The sequence below is a fragment of the Acinetobacter sp. YH12236 genome (genome assembly GCF_013417645.1).
GTDB lineage: Bacteria > Pseudomonadota > Gammaproteobacteria > Pseudomonadales > Moraxellaceae > Acinetobacter.
On record NZ_VPDM01000044.1, the window covers coordinates 1 to 20,005 of the forward strand.

The window sequence follows — 20,005 nt, forward strand, 5'->3', positions numbered from 1 at the left end:
AAGTGAAGGTAGAGAATGTTGAAGAGTACAATCTAAATTTTCAGATAAAGTCATAAAAAAATGAGCGTATTGGCATACACTCATTTTTACTACATTTTTCTAATGTCTGCTTAACTGACTGGCATTACTCCGTAGAGGGATTTTTGAAATATAAAAATTAACCCAACAATAGACTGTTAATACGTTTTACATACTCAGCCGGATTTTCTGGTAGACCACCTTCTGCAATCATTGCCTGATCAAAGATCACATTGGCCAGATCATCAAACTGGGCAGAACCTTCCAGTTTTTTCACCAATGGATGTTCCGGGTTAATCTCCAGAATCGGCTTCACATCCGGTACAGGCTGACCTGCATCTTTCAGCATACGGATCAGTTGTGGAGAAAGCTCCCCTTCCCCTGTGACCAGACAGGCTGGTGAATCAACCAGACGAGTCGTTACACGTACTTCTTTGGTTTTGTCTTTCAAAGAATCTGTCAGCTTTTCAACCACAGGTTTGAACTGTTCAGCAGCAGCTTCCAGTGCTTTTTTCTCTTCTGCATCTTGCAGATCACCTAGGTCGACTGCACCCTTAGACACATTTTGCAATGGCGTACCATCAAACTCATGCACGAAGTTCATGGCCCATTCATCGACGCGTTCTGACATCAGCAATACTTCAATGCCTTTTTTCTTGAACACTTCCAGTTGTGGTGAGTTTTTCGCAGCATTCAGGCTTTCAGCGGTAATGTAGTAAATCGCTTTCTGGCCTTCCTTCATGCGTGCTTTATAGTCCGCCAATGAAGTGCTTACTTCATCATTGGTTGAAGTTGCATAGCGCAGCAGTTTCAAGATACGTTCGCGGTTACCGAAATCTTCACCTAAACCTTCTTTCAGCACCGCACCAAATTCGCGGTAGAAAGTTTTGAAGTTTTCCTGATCTTTTTCATCTTCAGATTTTGCCAGATTATCCAAAGTGGTCAGAATACGGCGGGTATTGCCTTCACGGATGGTTTTCACATCACGGCTTTCCTGCAGCAATTCACGGCTCACGTTCAATGGCAGATCGGCACTGTCTACCACGCCCTGTACAAAGCGCAGATAGTTTGGAATCAGGTTATCCGCATCATCCATAATGAAGACACGTTTCACATACAGCTTGATGCCAGCTTTGGCTTCACGGGTAAAAATATCCTGTGGTGCCTTGCTTGGGATATAAAGCAGTTGGGTGTATTCAGTACTACCTTCAACACGGTTATGCGCCCAAGCCAATGGTGCAGCAAAATCATGAGTCAGGTTTTTATAGAATTCGGTATATTGCTCTTCAGTAATCTCAGATTTATTCCGAGTCCACAATGCGCTGGCCGAGTTAATCGCTTCCCACTCATCGGTCTTCACATATTGACCGCCTTTTGGTGTTTCCCCTTCAGCAGCTTCTTCTTCCTGCCAGACTTCTTTTTGCATCTGGATTGGCAAGCTGATGTGATCTGAGTATTTATTGATGATCTGTTTGACTTTATAGCTTTGCAGATAATCCAGCGCATCTTCACGCAGATGCAGAATAATATCAGTACCACGGCCTTCTTTGGTGATCTGTTCAACTTCAAATTCACCGGTACCGCCACTGATCCAGCGCACCCCTTCTGAGGCATCTGTACCGGCACGGCGTGATTCTACGGTAATCTTGTCTGCCACAATAAAGCCTGAGTAGAAACCGACACCAAACTGGCCAATCAGCTGAGCATCAGCTTTCTGATCACCCGTCAGTTTTGACATAAAGTCTTTGGTACCAGATTTGGCAATTGTCCCCAAATTTTCAATGGCTTCTTGCTGGCTTAAACCGATCCCGTTATCTGAAATGGTAATAGTTTTATTTTCTGGATCGAGGCTGACACGTACGCGGAGGTCAGGATCATTTTCATAATATTCAGGATGGTTGATCCCTTCAAAACGTAATTTGTCACACGCATCTGAAGCATTAGAAATTAATTCACGCAGGAAAATTTCAGGATTTGAATAAAGCGAATGGGTCACAAGGTGCAGTAACTGCGCTACCTCAGCCTGGAAACTGTGTTTTTGTACGCTTAAATCGCTCATGAATCACTCCTATTATTTTAGATACAGATGTTAACTGTTGCCTATATGAATGGAGTGAGTTCAATAATTTTCAATAGCCTTAAAATAATTTTTTCGCAAAAAATATTTTTATGGCTTTCATTTTTATCAGTTTAATTGATGGGATGGATAAGACTTAATAAGGTCCCATCTTATAGATACGATCAAAATGCAGATCCAGCTGCTGCTGACGCATATTATAGACCTGACTCAAGCAGGATACAGATTCCTGACAGCGGTCACGAAATTGTAGCCATTTCACCTGATCGCGTTGAATCACCGAACGTGTTCCCATCGGCACCATACGGCGCAAGATGTTATAGCTGGTACTCATTTTGACATCAGCGTCATTCAGCAAACGATGTTCACAAATTGTTTTCTCAGTCGCGGTTGTCGCTTTCTGACAATTAAAACTGGCAGCATAACTCTGTGAAATAAACAGCGTGCTGAAGATCAAAAGACTCTTCGACAAAAAACTCATGCTTTGATCTTCCTTATTATTAAGTCGTATTCAATTAATATTTACTTTATTCATTTTAATATATTTGAGTATTGCCAATCTGCTCAATTTCAATACGTTATAAATCGTTGTTATTTTGAAAAAAAGCCCCATTCAGGATGAGGCTTTTGGAAAAAATGAACCAAAAAATTGGAGCTTAGAATTTATAGCTATAACCGATCGTATAAACCCAAGGATCGATTCCAAATTCACCTAAATTAATTTTTGTCCCATCAGCAGTCTTTGCTTCCAGATCTGTATCTAAGTCTGCATAACGTGCATCAACAAAGACACCCCAGTTTTTTGCATCCGCTGGCTGGAAGTTAAAGCCGACTTGGCCAGCTACCCCATAAGCAACATCTGCATCAAGCTTTGCTACACCTAATGCGTCTTTTGCAGTTTGGCTAAATTCTTCATCCCATGGAATGAATACTGTAGCACCTACACCGATATATGGAGTAAAGCGGCTTGAATTTTTAAAATTATATTTGGCTGTAATCGTTGGTGGTAGATGTTTTAATGATGCAATTTTCACATCACCTGCCATCTCAACATCATGTTTAAATGGGGTAGCCAATAATAATTCGGCTGAAATATTGTCATTGAAGAAATATTCGACTGAAGGAGTAAAATTGAGTTCGCTACTTGCTTTAGCATCTTCAACTACACCAGGAATCAGGTCAGTTTCCTGAGTAGGCGCTAATACAGAAGCCCCCACTTTCACTTGCCATTGCCCTGCCATCGCAGATGCTGAAAGACCCATTAATGCAATAAGAGCTACTTGCTTTAACATTTTAAAATACCCCCAAGGGAAGAATAATTATTAAGAAAATATTTCTTAATTAATAATAAACATGGCTTAAATTATTATGCAATAGAGATTATAAAAATAAATTTTATTTATTATTTAAGTATATGTAATTATTATATATTTATTTTAAATTGACCATATTGGTTGGTTTTAAATACCCAGTAAATTAATCAGGTTAATATAATAATATTCAGAGTAAAATAATCAGGTTTATATTAATTTTTTATTTAAATATATATTTTAAATACATCTTATAATTTATTTTAAATCTAGGCAAATCTGCTCCGATTTATATCAGAGCAGATTAAAATGAACTTACAGAACCATGGCTGCAATCCAGCCAAAAATGATAAGCGGAATATTAAAATGAATGAAGGTTGGAACCACACTATCCTTCATATGGTCATGCTGACCATCCATATTCAGACCGGATGTTGGGCCTAAAGTTGAATCTGATGCTGGAGAACCGGCATCGCCCAAAGCAGCCGCAGTCCCAATGATCGCAATAGTTGCTGCAGGACTAAAACCAAATTGAATACAGAGCGGTACATAAATAATCGCCAGAATCGGAATGGTAGAGAATGATGAACCGATACCCAGAGTAATCAGCAGACCAATCAACAACATTAAAAAGGCGGCAAGTGCCTGGCTATTACCAATCCAGTCAACCGACGCTTCAACCAGCGCAGGAACCTGTCCTGTTGCCTCAATCACGGCAGCAAAACCTTGCGCGGCAATCATGATAAAGCCAACCAGGGCCATCATACGCATACCGGTGATGATCACATCATCTGCTTCTTTCCATTTAAAGATTCCGGCACAACTCAAGATTGCGACACCGACCAGACCGGCAAGAATCATGGAATCTGAATAGAGCTGTACCACAAGAGTTGCAATCACCGCGATCGCTGCCATCCAGATGGTCAGTTTGGCAATTTGCGGTTTCGCTGATTTTTGTTCTACACCCAGTTCAGCAGAGATACTTTGCTGCTGTTCCACATGGATATCTTTATAAAGACGTGGCTTACGGTAGCTGATAAACATGGCCACCAGCAAACCCACGAACATACCTGAGACCGGAATTGCCATCGCAGCGGGAATCTGGTCATAAGTAATCTCAAAGCCATAAGGTTTACCAAAGGTATTGATGTTATGGCCCAGAATATCATTCAGGAAGATGGCACCAAAACCGACTGGAACCAGCATATATGTTCCCACCAGACCAAAGGTCAGCAGACAGGCCACCAAACGGCGATCCAGCTTCAGATGGTTAAATACCAGCAATAACGGTGGAATCAGAACCGGAATAAAGGCGATGTGCACTGGAATCACGTTTTGCGAGAAAACGGCAGCCAATGCGACGGTACAGAAGATCAGATATTTAACCTTGTTCTGTGCCTTTTCTGATGCCTCACCTTTTAAAGTGGTGATCATTTTATAGGCCAGCAAGTCAGGCAAACCGGAACGTGCCAAGGCCAAAGCAAAGGCACCCAGGATGCCATAGGCCAAGGCAATTTTAGCGCCACCGCCCAGACCATTGTTAAATGCGTCTAAAGTTCCCTGGAGGCCAAGACCTGCCAGCAAACCACCCGTAACAGCACCAATGACCAGGGCAAAAACCACAGGTACACGTGCCAATGAGAGTCCAAACATGACTCCAATAGCAGCAAGAATTGCGAACATAATGAATTGGGAATGAGAGAAAACGGCTATTTTATCAGAAAATCCGGATAAAAATTCTTCCACTTATCCCTTGCCGAGTCACGTTCCCAATCTCCGTATCAGATGGTCGCTGTTAATTTCTGCTGAATAAAATTATGAATCAGATGAGCCACCTGTTCCGGCTGGCTTAGGATAGCCCAGTGATTGGCATTCAGTTCTACCCGGGAAAAATCTTCCACCCATTTTGACATTTCATCAATCAGATCCGGGCCAACAAACTGGTCCTTTTTGAGCACAATTGCCTGTACCGGACAGATCGCAAAACGCTGTCTAGGTCGAGATAAACGTGGTAGAAAGTTCGCCCGATACAGATTGACGCCATATTTGCCGTCTTTGACAATATTCTGGTTTAGCGGCAGATTATCCTGCTGTTCCAGCTGACTGATCATTTTGCCCCAACGTTCTGCATTAAAGAAATTCCATGCTGTAGGTGCTATAAAAGGTAGCTGGAATACCGCGATATACCAAGACTTGGTCATCTGTTTAAAAAACTTGGCCTTATACTGTTTAAACTGTTCACGCATCCAGAAAGCAGCATGATCCAGACATGGACCTGACATGGTGCTAAAAGACAAAATCCGGCCTTTAAATTTAGGTTCGGTGACTGCTTCCCAAGCCTGGATTGACCCCCAGTCATGAGCTGCAAGGTGGAAAGCTCGTCCTGGCAAGACCTGATCGACCACTTGCTCTAAATCTGCACACAGACGTTCCAGACGATAATCCCGAATTTTCTTGGGAACGCTGGAGTCTCCTGCTCCGCGCACATCATAGGTCACCACAAAATAATCCTGAACGAGGTGAGAAATTACCGCTTCCCAAACATCCTGATGGTCAGGATAACCATGAACCAGCACCAAAGCCGGTCGCTCAGGCTCACCCCAGGTTTTCACATAGAGACGTTGATGATCGCTGGTATCTACCCACTGGCTATGTCTTTGCATAGATGTATCCTTATTCGCTGATTGACTCTTTTATTGTTGAAATAGGCACGATTTATCAATGCCAGCTTATTTTTGTTGTTCTAGTATGCATACAAGACCAGAAAAAAGAATATCCGCATGAGCCTATTACGAAAAATTCAGCAACTGCCTTTATTATCCAAATTTATCCTGAATCGCTATGCCCCTTATCGTGGAGCAGGCATTGTCATTGATGAAATGGACTTTGCCAATTATCACGTTCGCGTGAAAATGCCACTGACTCGCAAGAATCAGAATATTGTGGGAGTACATTTTGGTGGCAGCCTGTATTCCATGGTCGACCCTTTTTATATGTTATTGCTGATGCATCATCTTGGTCCGAAATACATTGTTTGGGATAAAAGCTCTACCATTCAGTTTCTGGCGCCAGGACGCGGAACAGTCTATGCTGACATCCGGATTTCCAAGCAGGAAGTACAAACAGTAAAAGAACTGGCAGCTAACCATAGTCCGGTTTATCGCCAGTATCAGCTTAATATTTATGATGATTCCGGTGTGCGTATCGCTGAGGTACAAAAGACCGTTTATATCCGCCTTAAACAGAGCAAAGGCAAGCCTCGAGAAGCTAAATAACGAAATTGAATAAACTAAAAGCGCCATTGAGGCGCTTTTAAATCGATCTGGAGGATAGTTCTGTCGATTAACGACGACGGTTATTCTGTTCGATCGCTGCACCAGCACCACCACCGATGGCACCACCAATTGCAGCCCCACCTGTACCGCCAAAGATGCTTTTACCCACTGCAGAACCTACAGCACCACCGACACCACTATAGGTCGCATTACGGTTTGAACCACCTTGAGCTTTACTACCGACTGCTGCACCGGCACCACCGCCAACTGCTGCACCAACACCACCACCTACTCTGTTACCTACACCACCACCCACTGCACCACCGAGCGCAGCTGCGCCAATACGCTGATCTTTAGCAGACATATTTTCACAGCCTGCCAACATAAAAGTGGAGATAGTTGCAACAGCCATTACGCTCATTAACTTTTTCATGATCTTGGCCTTCCTTCGTGCTTTGACTTAAGATTAACCTGATTTTAAGGAGCGATTCATAACAAGATGTTAAATCTTGAAACCCTCATGATTTATTTTGTAAAGAGCGCATGAAAGATCATGTTTTGCTGATGATTTATCTATATTTAGGACAAGTAACTTCCAGACAATCTGACCTTTTCTAGCGATATAAATATATATAATTTGAGAAATAAAAAAGCCACCCGAAGGTGGCTTTTTAAAATGATTTAGCGGCTAATTACAGACCGTTAAATTCATCGCTGAATGCTTGGCTCAACGCTTGGTCTACATCGGAGAAGTCATTGTGCAGTTCAAATTCTGCAGCTTCTGCTTCTTGACGACGACGCTCTAAGTGGTAAGCCAGACCTGTACCCGCTGGGATCAGACGACCTACAACTACGTTTTCTTTCAGACCGCGTAGATCATCTTCTTTACCTGTTACAGCCGCTTCAGTTAACACACGAGTAGTTTCCTGGAACGATGCAGCAGAGATGAACGAGTCAGTAGAAAGCGACGCTTTGGTAATACCCATCAATTGACGTTCAAACTTCGCAGGGAACTTGTTCTGCGCAAGAACAGCTTGGTTCTCTTGCATCACACGGATGTAATCCACTTGTTCACCTTTGATGAAGCTTGTATCGCCACCGTCAGTGATGTCCACTTTACGCAGCATTTGACGTACGATCACTTCGATGTGTTTATCGTTGATTTTTACACCTTGCAGACGGTAAACGTCCTGAACTTCGTTCACGATGTAGTTGGTCAACGCCACTTCACCTTTCAGACGTAAGATGTCATGCGGGTTCTGTGGACCATCAGAAATAGTTTCACCACGGTTCACATGTTCGCCTTCGAACACGTTAATGGTACGCCATTTCGGAATCAGCTCTTCGTAAATCTCTGAACCGTCATCTGGAGTAATGACCAGACGGTTTTTACCTTTAGTCTCTTTACCGAAGCTTACAACACCTGACACTTCTGCAAGGATTGCGTGTTCTTTCGGTTTACGTGCTTCGAACAAGTCAGCAACACGTGGCAGACCACCGGTAATATCACGAGTACGTGAAGATTCTTGTGGTACACGACCAATTACGTCACCCACACCAATTGTTTCGCCATCACGGACAGAAAGAATGGTGTTTTGTGGCAAGAAGTAGAACTGTTCACCGCCGTCTACTGTGTCAAGCACAACAGCTGGACGTAAATCTTTACCAGAAGCAGGACGTGCTGTTACAGGCAAGATTTCAACAGTGGTCATACCAGTTGCATCATCAGTTTTCGATGTTGCAGTTACACCATCAGCAATCTGGCTGAAGCGAACTTTACCAGCTACTTCTGTAACCAGTGGATGTGTATGCGGATCCCAAGTCGCTACGATACCGCCTGCTTCTACAGCTTCACCATCTTTCAGCAAGATAGACGCACCATATGGCAGTTTGTAACGTTCACGTTCACGGCCTAAGTCATCTGCAATACCGATTTCACCTGAACGTGAAGTTGATACCAAGTGACCTTTGGCATGTTGTACAGTTTTTACGTTATGGAAACGTACAGTACCTTTATTACGAACTTGTACGCTGTTTGCAGCAGAAGTTCGGCTCGCAGCACCACCTACGTGGAAGGTACGCATGGTTAACTGTGTACCCGGCTCACCAATTGACTGAGCAGCCATAACACCCACAGATTCACCTGGGTTTACCAAGTGACCGCGTGCAAGGTCACGACCGTAACATTTCGCACAAACACCGAAAGTAGATTCACAAGATACGACTGAACGTACTTTAACTTCATCGACACCTTGCTCTTCCAGGTAGTTTGCAAGTTTTTCATCGATCAATGTGTTACGCGGCAGAATAACTTCTTCAGTACCCGCACGTTTCACATCTTCAGCAACTACACGACCCAGTACTCGAGTACCCAGGTTCTCGATCACGTCGCCGCCTTGAATGAACGGAGTCATGACAAGACCAGACAACGTACCACAATCCGGCTCAGTGATAACCAAGTCTTGCGCAACGTCTACCAAACGACGAGTCAGGTAACCAGAGTTCGCTGTTTTCAGTGCTGTATCGGCCAAACCTTTACGCGCACCGTGTGTTGAAATGAAGTACTGAAGTACTGTCAGACCTTCACGGAAGTTCGCTTTAATTGGTGTCTCAATGATCGAACCATCCGGTTTCGCCATCAGACCACGCATACCAGCCAACTGACGAATCTGAGCTGCGGAACCACGGGCACCAGAGTCAGACATCATGTAGATGCTGTTGAATGATTTCTGTTTCTCGTCTTCACCCTGTTTGTTCTTAACAGTTGTGAATGACAAGTTGTCCATCATCGCTTTCGCTACCTGGTCGTTAGTACGCGCCCAGATATCGACCACTTTGTTATAACGTTCGCCGGCAGTTACGAAACCTTGTTCGAACTGTTGTTCAATTTCACGAACTTCAGCTTCGGCTTTCCCGATAATCGCTTGTTTTTGTGGTGGAATGACCATGTCTTCCATACCTACAGAAACACCAGAACGAGTCGCTTGACGGAAGCCAAGGTACATCAATTGGTCAGCGAAGATAACAGTGTCTTTCAGACCCAGTTTACGGTAGCAAGAGTTGATTAACTTAGAGATGTTCTTTTTAGTCATCTCAACGTTAATTTGCTGGAAGTCCATACCTTCAGGCACAACTTCCCAAAGCAGACAGCGACCAGGAGTTGTATCTACGATAATCGTTTGCTGTTCACGTTCGCCGTTTTCGTTGATCACGGTTTGGTGTACACGTGCTTTCACGCGAGCGTGCATATCCACCTGACCAGTCGCAAGCGCACGGTTCACTTCGTCAGTGTCCGCAAACACCATGCCTTCACCTTTGGCATTTACCGCATCACGAGTGATGTAGTAAAGACCCAAGACAACATCCTGAGACGGTACGATGATTGGCTCACCGTTCGCTGGAGACAGAATGTTGTTGGTCGACATCATTAACGCACGAGCTTCTAACTGAGCTTCAAGTGTTAATGGTACGTGTACCGCCATTTGGTCACCATCGAAGTCGGCGTTGAACGCAGCACATACGAGCGGGTGAAGACGGATCGCTTTACCTTCAATCAGAATAGGTTCAAATGCTTGAAGACCTAGACGGTGAAGGGTCGGCGCACGGTTCAACATTACTGGATGCTGACGAATCACAGAGGCAAGAACATCCCAAACTTCTGGAGTTTCACGTTCAACCATTTTCTTCGCAGCTTTAATGGTTGTTGCTTGACCAGATGCTTGCAGCTTCGCAAAGATGAATGGCTTGAACAGTTCAAGCGCCATTTTCTTAGGAAGACCACATTGGTGTAAACGCAGGCTTGGACCTACGGTAATTACCGAACGACCAGAGTAATCGACACGTTTACCCAACAAGTTCTGACGGAAACGACCTTGTTTACCTTTGATCATATCTGCCAAAGATTTAAGCGGACGTTTGTTAGAACCTGTAATTGCACGACCACGACGACCGTTATCCAGCAATGCGTCTACAGACTCTTGTAACATACGTTTTTCGTTACGTACGATGATGTCTGGAGCCGCAAGGTCAAGAAGACGTTTTAAACGGTTGTTACGGTTGATCACACGACGGTAAAGGTCGTTCAAATCAGAAGTCGCGAAACGACCACCTTCAAGTGGTACAAGCGGACGAAGATCTGGTGGAAGTACAGGAAGTACGTTCATCACCATCCATTCTGGCTTGTTATTCGAATCGTTGAATGCTTCCATCAATTTCAGACGCTTAGAGGCTTTTTTAAGCTTAGTTTCTGAAGTTGTGTTTGGAATTTCTTCACGAAGACGCGCAATTTCAGCTTCAAGATCGATATCTTTAAGCAAGTCTTGAACCGCTTCTGCACCCATTTTCGCAGTGAATTCATCACCGTGTTCTTCTAACGCATTGAAATATTCTTCATCGTTAAGAAGTTGGTATTTCTCAAATGGAGTCATACCTGGGTCAGTTACAACATAAGATTCGAAATACAATACGCGTTCGATATCACGTAGCGTCATGTCTAAAAGAAGACCAATACGGCTAGGCAGTGATTTCAGGAACCAGATGTGTGCAACTGGAGAAGCTAGTTCGATGTGACCCATACGCTCACGACGAACTTTCGCAGTTGTTACTTCAACGCCACATTTTTCACAAATGACGCCTTTGTATTTCATACGCTTGTATTTACCACACAAGCATTCGTAATCTTTTACTGGACCAAAGATTTTGGCACAGAATAAACCGTCACGTTCTGGTTTGAACGTACGGTAGTTAATGGTTTCTGGCTTTTTAACTTCACCATGAGACCACGACTTAATCATTTCTGGTGACGCAAGACCAATACGGATGCGATCAAACTCTACTGGAGCATGACCGTCGGAATCCGTCTTTTTGCGCATGATATCGAGCAAGTCTTTCAATTTTTTTCTCCGTGTGTCGAGGAGATTTTCACTTCCCGACTGGGTCACAAATATTGTTTTTTACTGAAATTCGGGAATCTCAAAAATCCCCCTAAATCCCCCTTTATAAAGGGGGACTTTCTCCCCTTTTTCTTAAAGAGGGGTCGGGGGAGATTTCTTAGTCACCATTTTTCAGTTCAATGTTGATACCTAAAGAACGGATCTCTTTGGTCAATACGTTGAACGATTCAGGCATACCTGGGTCCATATAATGGTTACCATCTACAATGTTCTTATAGATACGGGTACGGCCTTCAACGTCATCCGACTTCACAGTAAGCATTTCTTGAAGCGTATATGCTGCACCGTATGCTTCCAGTGCCCAGACTTCCATCTCACCGAAACGCTGACCACCGAATTGTGCTTTACCACCAAGCGGCTGTTGCGTTACTAGAGAGTAAGAACCAGTAGAACGCGCATGCATCTTGTCGTCAACCAAGTGGTTCAGTTTCAGCATGTACATGTAACCTACAGTTACAGGACGGTCAAAACGTTCACCAGTACGGCCATCATACAATACAGTTTGACCCGTACGTGACAAGCCAGCAAGCTCAAGTAATTCTTTGATCTGACCTTCTTCAGCACCATCAAATACTGGAGTTGCCAGAGGAACACCTTTACGCAAGTTACCAGACAGTTTCAAGATTTCTTCATCAGTCAGGCTGTCAAGATCTTCTTGCTGACCGCCAACCTTATTATAAATCTTGTCTAGGAAATCACGCAGTTCAAGAACTGTACGCTGTTCTTTCAGCATCTTATCGATTTGATCGCCAAGACCTTTAGCAGCCATACCCAAGTGAGTTTCCAGAATCTGACCGACGTTCATACGTGATGGTACACCGAGCGGGTTCAGTACGATATCTACTGGTACACCATTGGCATCGTGCGGCATGTCTTCAACAGGCAGGATGTTAGAAACTACACCCTTGTTACCGTGACGACCCGCCATCTTATCACCAGGCTGGATACGACGTTTAACGGCCAGGTAAACCTTAACAACTTTCAATACGCCAGTTGTCAGTTCGTCACCTGTAGAAAGTTTGCGTTTTTTCTCAGCAAATTTCTCATCAATTTCAAGGCTCTTCTCTTTTAAGAACACTTGAATTTGAGTTAAACGTTCAGCAATTGCTTCATCACTTGGTTGGATATCAAGCAGATCAACCAGCTCTAAACCAGATAACAATTCTTCAGACAGTTTGTCACCGCGTTTAGTAGTACCGCCACCGTTAGATTCCTGACCTTTCAACAGACGGACAATACGTTCGCGTGCTGCTTCTTCGAAGATTTTGTATTCTTCTTTCAAGTCTTTACGGTAAGCATCCAGCTGAGCTTTTTCAATTGCCTGAGCACGTTCGTCTTTCTCAAGACCGTCACGTGTAAACACTTGAACGTCGATCACAGTACCTTTAGTACCCGATGGAACACGTAAAGAAGAGTCTTTTACGTCAGCCGCTTTTTCACCGAAGATTGCACGAAGCAGTTTTTCTTCAGGAGTTAACTGAGTTTCACCTTTAGGCGTTACTTTACCTACCAGGATGTCACCCGCGGTCACTTCAGCACCGATGTAAACGATACCTGACTCGTCCAGTTTAGAAAGCGCTGCTTCACCCACGTTCGGGATATCGGCAGTAATTTCTTCAGCACCCAGTTTGGTATCACGTGCAACACATGAAAGTTCCTGGATGTGAATAGACGTTAAACGGTCTTCTTGAAGAACACGCTCAGATAACAAGATCGAGTCTTCGTAGTTGTAACCGTTCCAAGTCATGAACGCTACACGCATGTTTTGACCCAATGCTAGCTCACCACCATCAGTTGATGGACCGTCAGCCAGAACGTCGCCACGACCTACTTTATCGCCCAGGTTCACAAGAACTTTCTGGTTGATACAAGTGTTCTGGTTAGAACGTGTGTATTTGATCAGGTTATAGATATCTACACCTGCTTCGCCTGCAACCATTTCGTCTTCGTTGACACGAATCACGACACGCGAAGCGTCAACAAATTCAATACGACCACCACGTTTCGCGATTACACATACACCAGAGTCATGTGCTACGTTCGCTTCCATACCGGTACCAACCAGTGGTTTGTCAGCGATTAACGTAGGAACAGCCTGACGTTGCATGTTCGAACCCATCAATGCACGGTTGGCGTCATCGTGCTCAAGGAACGGAATCAGTGATGCTGCTACAGATACAACCTGTTGAGCAGATACGTCCATATGCGTCACTTTTTCAGGAGGCATACGTACGAATTCACCTTGGTGACGTACAGAAACGAATTCTTCAGACAGGTTGCCGTCTTTATCTACTGCAGAGTCGGCCTGTGCAATCACAGTACCTACTTCTTCAATCGCAGACAGGTATTCAACGTCATCAGTTACGCGGCCATCAACCACTTTACGGTATGGAGTTTCCAGGAAACCGAAGTTGTTACATTTGGCGTAAACAGACAGAGAGTTGATCAAACCAATGTTTGGACCCTCAGGAGTCTCAATTGGACATACACGACCATAGTGAGTTTGATGTACGTCACGTACTTCGAAGCCCGCACGTTCACGAGTCAAACCACCAGGCCCAAGTGCTGATACACGACGCTTGTGTGTAATTTCAGACAACGGATTGTTTTGGTCCATGAACTGAGACAACTGGCTTGAACCAAAGAATTCTTTGATTGCAGCAGCCACTGGCTTCGCATTGATCAGGTCTTGCGGAGACAGATTATCAGTTTCAGCTTGAGACAAACGTTCTTTAACAGCACGTTCTACACGAACCAGACCTACACGGAATTGGTTCTCAGTCATTTCACCCACAGAACGAACACGACGGTTACCCAAGTGGTCGATATCGTCGACTTCACCTTTACCGTTACGGATTTCTACTAATGTTTTTAATACATCAGTGATATCTTCATTCGAGAGAATGCCTTCAACTTCGCGTGACTTCTGATCAGTACCCACTTCGTAAGGACGACCCAAACGACGGTTAAACTTCATACGGCCGACTGGAGACAGATCATAACGCTCAGAAGAGAAGAACAGGTTGTTGAACAGGTTCTCAGCAGCTTCTTTTGTTGGTGGCTCACCTGGACGCATGACTTTGTAGATTTCTACAAGTGCTTCATCACGGCTTACTGTGGTATCAGCACGTAATGTATCCGCAATGAATGGACCACGGTCGATATCGTTAGTGAACAGGATGTTGAACTGTTTCACGCCGCCTTCTGCAATTTTCACCATAATTTCATGGCTTAGAACAGTATTGGCTGCAATCACATCACCATCTTTCAGTGGGATGTCTTCAGCAGTGATACGTTCGTACAGGTATTCATCAGGAACAGAAAGCTTCTCAAGACCAGATGCTTCCATTTGACGTACATGACGTGCGTTAATACGTTTACCTTGTTCAACAATGACTTTGCCGTCTTTGTCAGCAATGTCGAACTGTGCCATTTCGCCGCGCAGGCGCTCTGGAACAAGGTCAATCTGGTAGCTACCCATGTCCAGATACACAGGTACTTTCTCGTAGAACATGTCGAGAATTTGTTCGTTGGCATAACCCAGCGCACGAAGCACCACAGTCGCAAGCAATTTACGACGACGGTCAATACGTACGTAGACCAGGTCTTTGGCATCGAATTCAAAGTCTAACCATGAACCACGGTAAGGAATGATACGAGCTGAATAAAGGACTTTACCGCTTGAGTGAGTTTTGCCTTTATCGTGGTCAAAGAATACGCCCGGTGAACGGTGCAATTGCGATACGATTACACGCTCGGTACCGTTAATGACGAAAGTACCGTTGTCTGTCATAAGCGGCATTTCGCCCATGTAGACTTCTTGTTCACGTACGTCTTTGATTGATTTAGTTTCGCGATCTTTCAGGATCAAACGAATTTTTACGCGCATTGGTGCTGCATAAGTTGAGCCACGAAGGATACATTCGCGTACATCAAACTCAGGCTTACCAAGACTATACTCAACGAATTCTAAAGCAGCATTGCCAGAATAACTTTCAATAGGAAAAACTGAACGAAATGCGGCTTGGAGACCGATATCTTCGCGGTTTTTTGGTGATTTGCCATCTTGTAAGAATGTTCTGTACGAGTCGACTTGAATCGCGAGCAGGTACGGAGCATCCATGACGCTAGGCAATTTACCAAAATTCTTACGGATCCGTTTCTTTTCGGTATATGAGTATGCCATCTGGAGTCCTCGGAAAGTGTAAACCAAGCCCGCCTGCAGAACGGGCTCAGAAGGAATTACGCTGGCCGATATGGCCACCACTCTTTACAAATGCTGCAATTTTTAGTGGTATTAAAACGCTTAACAATATTTTTTTAATGAAAAATATTGGTAAGCGTTTGTTCATTATGTTTATTTTTAATTTGTATGAATAATATCTCATGCAAACAAAAATCGAGCCGATTATTGTAACGCAAAAAGGCTGATGACCCAAGAGCCATCAGCCAATTTTTGGAGCCGATTATAAAAAAACCGGCTCCTTTAAGAAATTACTTAAGAGTAACTGTAGCACCAGCTTCTTCAAGTTTTTTCTTAAGCTCTTCGCCTTCTTCTTTAGAAACGCCTTCTTTAAGAACTGTAGGTGCGCCTTCAACCATGTCTTTAGCTTCTTTCAAGCCAAGACCAGTAGCTTCACGAACTGCTTTAATTACAGCAACTTTGTTACCACCGAAAGAAGTCAACTCAACGTTGAATTCTGATTGCTCTTCAGCAGCAGCAGCAGCGCCAGGAGCAGCAGCAACAGCAACAGCAGCAGCAGATACGTTGAATTTCTCTTCGAAAGCAGAGATTAGTTCAACAAGTTCAAGAACAGTTTTTTCTGCAACTGCGTTTAGGATTTCTTCGTTAGTTAAAGCCATGAGAATAACTCCAAATGGAAATTGAATGGTGTGGAAATAAATTTAAGCTTATGCAGCTTCTGACTCGTTTTTCTCTTTGAGCGCAGTAATAAGGCGACCCAATTTCGAAATAGGAGCTTGAAGAACGTTTGCAAGCATAGTAAGCGCTTTTTCTTGGTTCGGAAGGTTCGCGATTACGCTAACTTCAGCACCTTCGTAAACTTTGCCATCAAATGCAGCAGCTTTAAGTTCGAATGCTTTGTTAGTTTTTGCGAATTCTTCGAACAAGCGTGCAGCTGCACCCATGTCGTCTTCAGAAGTCGAGAAAGCTAAGATTGTTGGGCCAACAAGGCTGTCGTTCAAGATATTGAATTGAGTATCTTGAAGAGCGCGTTTAGCCAGAGTGTTACGCACGATACGTGTTTTAACACCTAGTTTACGAGCTTCAACACGAAGAGCAGTTAATTGCTCAACTGTTAAACCTTGGTAGTCAGCAACAACAGCGGCAAATGCAGTAGAAGCAATTTCACTTACTTCAGCTACGATCTGTTTTTTGCCTTCAATAAGAAGAGCCATTGTAAAACCTCCTAACGGTGATTTATGTGCCTGATCACAAGCACACTCCCAATTCGTGAATTCATCTCTGAAATCACACGCGGAGGATGAACAAATCACACCACCGCGTCTACGCAGGCTGGAGTATTAAGAGGAAAGCATAAAACTCCCCTCGCCTGAGGTCTTTGACGCTGATAAATTTACATTTATCAATTCAAAGTCTGCCTAAGTTCGCAAGTAGTCCGAAACCAGTTTCTTCTTGCGTAAGTTTTAAAGCAGTGCTTTAAAACTTACTCAGGGCTTTAAAATTCTGTATAAGTTTATAACTTATTTAGAAACGTTTGCTACATCAACGATCAGACCAGGACCCATAGTAGAGCTTAGAGTGATCTTTTGAATGTAAACACCTTTAGAAGTAGCAGGTTTTGCTTTCTTGAGGTCAGCTACAAGAGCTTCAACGTTTTGACGAACAGCTTCAGCAGAGAAACCTACTTGACCGATCGCAGCGTGGATAATACCTGCTTTGTCTACACGGTAACGCGCTTGACCAGCTTTTGCATTTTTAACTGCAGTCGCAACGTCAGGAGTTACAGTACCAACTTTAGGGTTTGGCATTAAGCCACGTGGACCAAGAATCGTACCCAGTTTACCAACAACGCGCATTGCATCAGGAGCAGCAATCACTACGTCGAAGTCAAGGTTTCCGCCTTGGATGCTTTCAGCAAGATCGTCGAAACCAACAACGTCTGCACCAGCTTCTTTCGCAGCTTCAGCAGCAGCGCCTTGAGCAAATACAGCTACGCGTACAGTTTTACCAGTACCTGCAGGAAGAGTAGTCGCGCCACGAACAACCTGATCAGATTTACGAGGGTCAACACCCAGGTTTACAGCGATGTCCAAAGATTCTTTGAATTTCGCAGCTGGAAGGCTAGTAAGAACTTCTACAGCTTCTTCTAAAGTGTAAACTTTCTGTGCTTCTACAGCAGCAGCAATGGCTTTTTGACGTTTAGTTAACTTTGCCATGTCTTATAGCTCCACTTCCAAGCCCATAGAACGTGCAGAACCAGCGATGGTACGTACACGCGCGTCTAAATCAGCACCAGTTAAGTCTGGTTCTTTAGTAGTCGCGATTTCTTCCAATTGAGCACGAGTCAACTTACCAACTTTAGTTTTGTTAGGTACAGAAGAACCCTTTTGGATACCAGCAGCTTTCTTAAGAAGAACAGCAGCAGGTGGAGTTTTCATGATGAATGTGAACGACTTGTCGTTGTACACAGTGATCACGACTGGAATTGGTAGACCAGCTTCAACTTTTTGTGTAGCAGCATTGAATTCTTTACAGAATGCCATGATGTTAACACCACGTTGACCTAGTGCAGGACCAATCGGTGGAGATGGATTCGCTTTACCAGCTGGAACTTGCAGCTTGATATAGCCGTCAATCTTCTTAGCCATTTCAAATTACCTCTGGGTGCAAACGCCGTTAGGCTCCCCAATGATTTCAAGTAACGATACCGTTACAACAACAATGCCTGATTTGCACGCAAATCAGGCGTTTTCAACCCGAACAAATTAAACTGTTTTTTCGACTTGGCGAAATTCCAGTTCAACCTGAGTTGGTCGGTTAAATACGTTAATCGTCAGCGTTAAGCGTGACTTGTCGTAAAGCACTTCTTCCACCACACCTTTAAAGTCAGTAAATGGACCGTCAATTACGAGTAATTCTTCGCCTGGTTCAAACATGGTCTTAGGACGCGGTGCTTCACCAGTATTGCGTACACGTGCAAGGATTGCATCAGCTTCTTTTTGCGTAATTGGAGCCGGTTTTTCAGCCGTACCACCAATAAAACCAAGCACTTTTGGACACTCTTTCACGATGTGCCAAGTGTCATCGTTCATTTCCATTTCGACTAATACATAGCCAGGAAAGAACTTACGCTCTGATTTACGCTTCTTGCCATCCTTCATTTCTACCACTTCTTCGGTAGGAACAAGGACTTCACCAAAGCTATCGGCAACAGCGCTACGCTGGATTCGATCATTAAGCGAACGCATCACTTGTTTTTCATAACCTGAATAGGCATGAATAATGTACCAACGTTTCATAGCTCTCTTACCCGATAATAAACTTCATTAACCAGCCTAAAATATAGTCAAAACACCACAATAAGATGGATGCAATTACGACTACAACAAGTACTTGCCAAGATGTGGTCACAGTCTCTTGTTTGGTAGGCCAGGTCACTCGACGTAACTCGATTCGTGCATCCTTAAGAAGACGAACAAAGCCTTTGCCTTGATGGGTGGCGTATAATAAACCGAATGCCACAACGATACAAGCCAAAATTACCCCAACGCGCACCCAAATATCATTCGCAGGCGCCCAGTATGCAGGTAAATATTGGTTTACCATCATAGCACCGACCAATAAAATCAAGGCGATAACCCATAGAACAATGTCTAATGGAGAACCAGAACTTACATCTACAGCAGGATTATTTCTTTGAGGAATTGCCGCTTCGCTTAATGCGTCGCGTGATTTATCATTCGACATTTTTGTACTCGTCGTAGGTTTCGCGACTTATTATATGACCAGTTTTGCCGACATCAAGCGTCTTTTGAAAAAAACTTGGCAGGCCAGGAGGGACTCGAACCCCCAACATTCGGTTTTGGAGACCGACGCTCTACCAATTGAACTACTGGCCTGTAGATAAACTGGAGCCGAAACTCCAGCTTATTTTCTATTCTATGATTATGCAGTTACTTTAGCAACTACACCAGCACCAACTGTACGACCACCCTCACGGATCGCAAAACGTAGACCTGGGTCCATTGCGATTGGGTGGATCAGTTCTACTGACATTTCTACGTTGTCACCAGGCATAACCATTTCAACGCCTTCTTTCAAAGAAATCGCGCCAGTTACGTCAGTTGTACGGAAGTAGAACTGTGGACGGTAACCGTTAAGGAATGGAG

The 20,005-nt window shown here is 43.9% G+C and carries 15 protein-coding genes, 1 tRNA gene and 1 pseudogene; 1 reads left to right on the forward strand and 16 read right to left on the reverse strand.

Annotated elements, in window-relative coordinates; all coding sequences use genetic code 11:
• Window positions 1–157: 157 nt before the first annotated feature.
• From htpG to FTV14_RS14320, 5 genes are all read right to left on the reverse strand, one after another.
• Window positions 158–2,077, reverse strand: coding sequence for a molecular chaperone HtpG (gene htpG, locus FTV14_RS14300; protein WP_180025230.1), 1,920 nt, complete (start codon window positions 2,075–2,077; stop codon window positions 158–160).
• Window positions 2,078–2,231: 154 nt separating this feature from the next.
• Complete coding sequence (locus FTV14_RS14305; protein ID WP_034170983.1) at window positions 2,232–2,576, reverse strand: lysozyme inhibitor LprI family protein; 345 nt, start codon at window positions 2,574–2,576, stop codon at window positions 2,232–2,234.
• 175 nt (window positions 2,577–2,751) lie between these two features.
• Window positions 2,752–3,387 (reverse strand): OmpW family protein, encoded by a 636-nt coding sequence (locus FTV14_RS14310; RefSeq protein WP_034706934.1) that lies wholly within the window; start codon window positions 3,385–3,387, stop codon window positions 2,752–2,754.
• 333 nt (window positions 3,388–3,720) lie between these two features.
• On the reverse strand, window positions 3,721–5,088 hold the full coding sequence (locus tag FTV14_RS14315) for a Na+/H+ antiporter family protein (RefSeq protein ID WP_159123440.1): 1,368 nt from the start codon (window positions 5,086–5,088) through the stop codon (window positions 3,721–3,723).
• 98 nt (window positions 5,089–5,186) lie between these two features.
• Window positions 5,187–6,068, reverse strand: a complete 882-nt coding sequence (locus tag FTV14_RS14320; RefSeq protein WP_180054074.1) for an alpha/beta fold hydrolase — start codon at window positions 6,066–6,068, stop codon at window positions 5,187–5,189.
• Between the two features lie 117 nt (window positions 6,069–6,185).
• On the opposite strand from FTV14_RS14320, the gene FTV14_RS14325 reads away from it, so the two are divergent.
• A complete protein-coding gene (locus FTV14_RS14325; RefSeq protein ID WP_159123442.1) occupies window positions 6,186–6,680 on the forward strand; it encodes a DUF4442 domain-containing protein in 495 nt (164 codons plus the stop codon).
• A 67-nt stretch (window positions 6,681–6,747) separates the two neighbouring features.
• Here FTV14_RS14325 and FTV14_RS14330 read toward each other — a convergent pair whose 3' ends face one another.
• The 11 genes and pseudogenes from FTV14_RS14330 to FTV14_RS14380 all read right to left on the reverse strand — a co-directional run.
• A complete protein-coding gene (locus tag FTV14_RS14330) occupies window positions 6,748–7,113 on the reverse strand; it encodes a DNA transfer protein p32 (RefSeq protein ID WP_034170980.1) in 366 nt (121 codons plus the stop codon).
• A gap of 259 nt (window positions 7,114–7,372) precedes the next feature.
• Window positions 7,373–11,572, reverse strand: a complete 4,200-nt coding sequence (rpoC, locus tag FTV14_RS14335; protein WP_004781676.1) for a DNA-directed RNA polymerase subunit beta' — start codon at window positions 11,570–11,572, stop codon at window positions 7,373–7,375.
• Between the two features lie 157 nt (window positions 11,573–11,729).
• The gene (rpoB, locus tag FTV14_RS14340) at window positions 11,730–15,818 is read right to left on the reverse strand and encodes a DNA-directed RNA polymerase subunit beta (RefSeq protein ID WP_004781674.1); all 4,089 of its coding nucleotides are present in this window, start codon (window positions 15,816–15,818) and stop codon (window positions 11,730–11,732) included.
• A 308-nt stretch (window positions 15,819–16,126) separates the two neighbouring features.
• Window positions 16,127–16,495: a 50S ribosomal protein L7/L12 gene (gene rplL, locus FTV14_RS14345; RefSeq protein ID WP_159123444.1), complete on the reverse strand. Its 369-nt coding sequence runs from the start codon at window positions 16,493–16,495 to the stop codon at window positions 16,127–16,129.
• A 48-nt stretch (window positions 16,496–16,543) separates the two neighbouring features.
• Entirely contained in the window at window positions 16,544–17,050 is a 507-nt protein-coding gene (gene rplJ, locus FTV14_RS14350) for a 50S ribosomal protein L10 (RefSeq protein WP_004781671.1), read from the reverse strand.
• 306 nt (window positions 17,051–17,356) lie between these two features.
• On the reverse strand, window positions 17,357–18,052 hold the full coding sequence (gene rplA, locus FTV14_RS14355; protein WP_004781669.1) for a 50S ribosomal protein L1: 696 nt from the start codon (window positions 18,050–18,052) through the stop codon (window positions 17,357–17,359).
• Between the two features lie 3 nt (window positions 18,053–18,055).
• Window positions 18,056–18,484 carry a 50S ribosomal protein L11 gene (gene rplK / locus FTV14_RS14360; protein ID WP_004781668.1) on the reverse strand — a complete coding sequence of 143 codons (429 nt, stop codon included), beginning with the start codon at window positions 18,482–18,484 and terminating at the stop codon, window positions 18,056–18,058.
• A gap of 117 nt (window positions 18,485–18,601) precedes the next feature.
• Window positions 18,602–19,135 (reverse strand): transcription termination/antitermination protein NusG, encoded by a 534-nt coding sequence (gene nusG, locus FTV14_RS14365; protein ID WP_005232530.1) that lies wholly within the window; start codon window positions 19,133–19,135, stop codon window positions 18,602–18,604.
• A gap of 7 nt (window positions 19,136–19,142) precedes the next feature.
• Window positions 19,143–19,583 (reverse strand): preprotein translocase subunit SecE, encoded by a 441-nt coding sequence (secE, locus tag FTV14_RS14370; protein ID WP_180054075.1) that lies wholly within the window; start codon window positions 19,581–19,583, stop codon window positions 19,143–19,145.
• Window positions 19,584–19,659: 76 nt separating this feature from the next.
• Window positions 19,660–19,735 (reverse strand) — tRNA-Trp (locus tag FTV14_RS14375).
• Between the two features lie 46 nt (window positions 19,736–19,781).
• Window positions 19,782–20,005, reverse strand: a pseudogene (locus tag FTV14_RS14380) (elongation factor Tu); the annotation flags it as partial.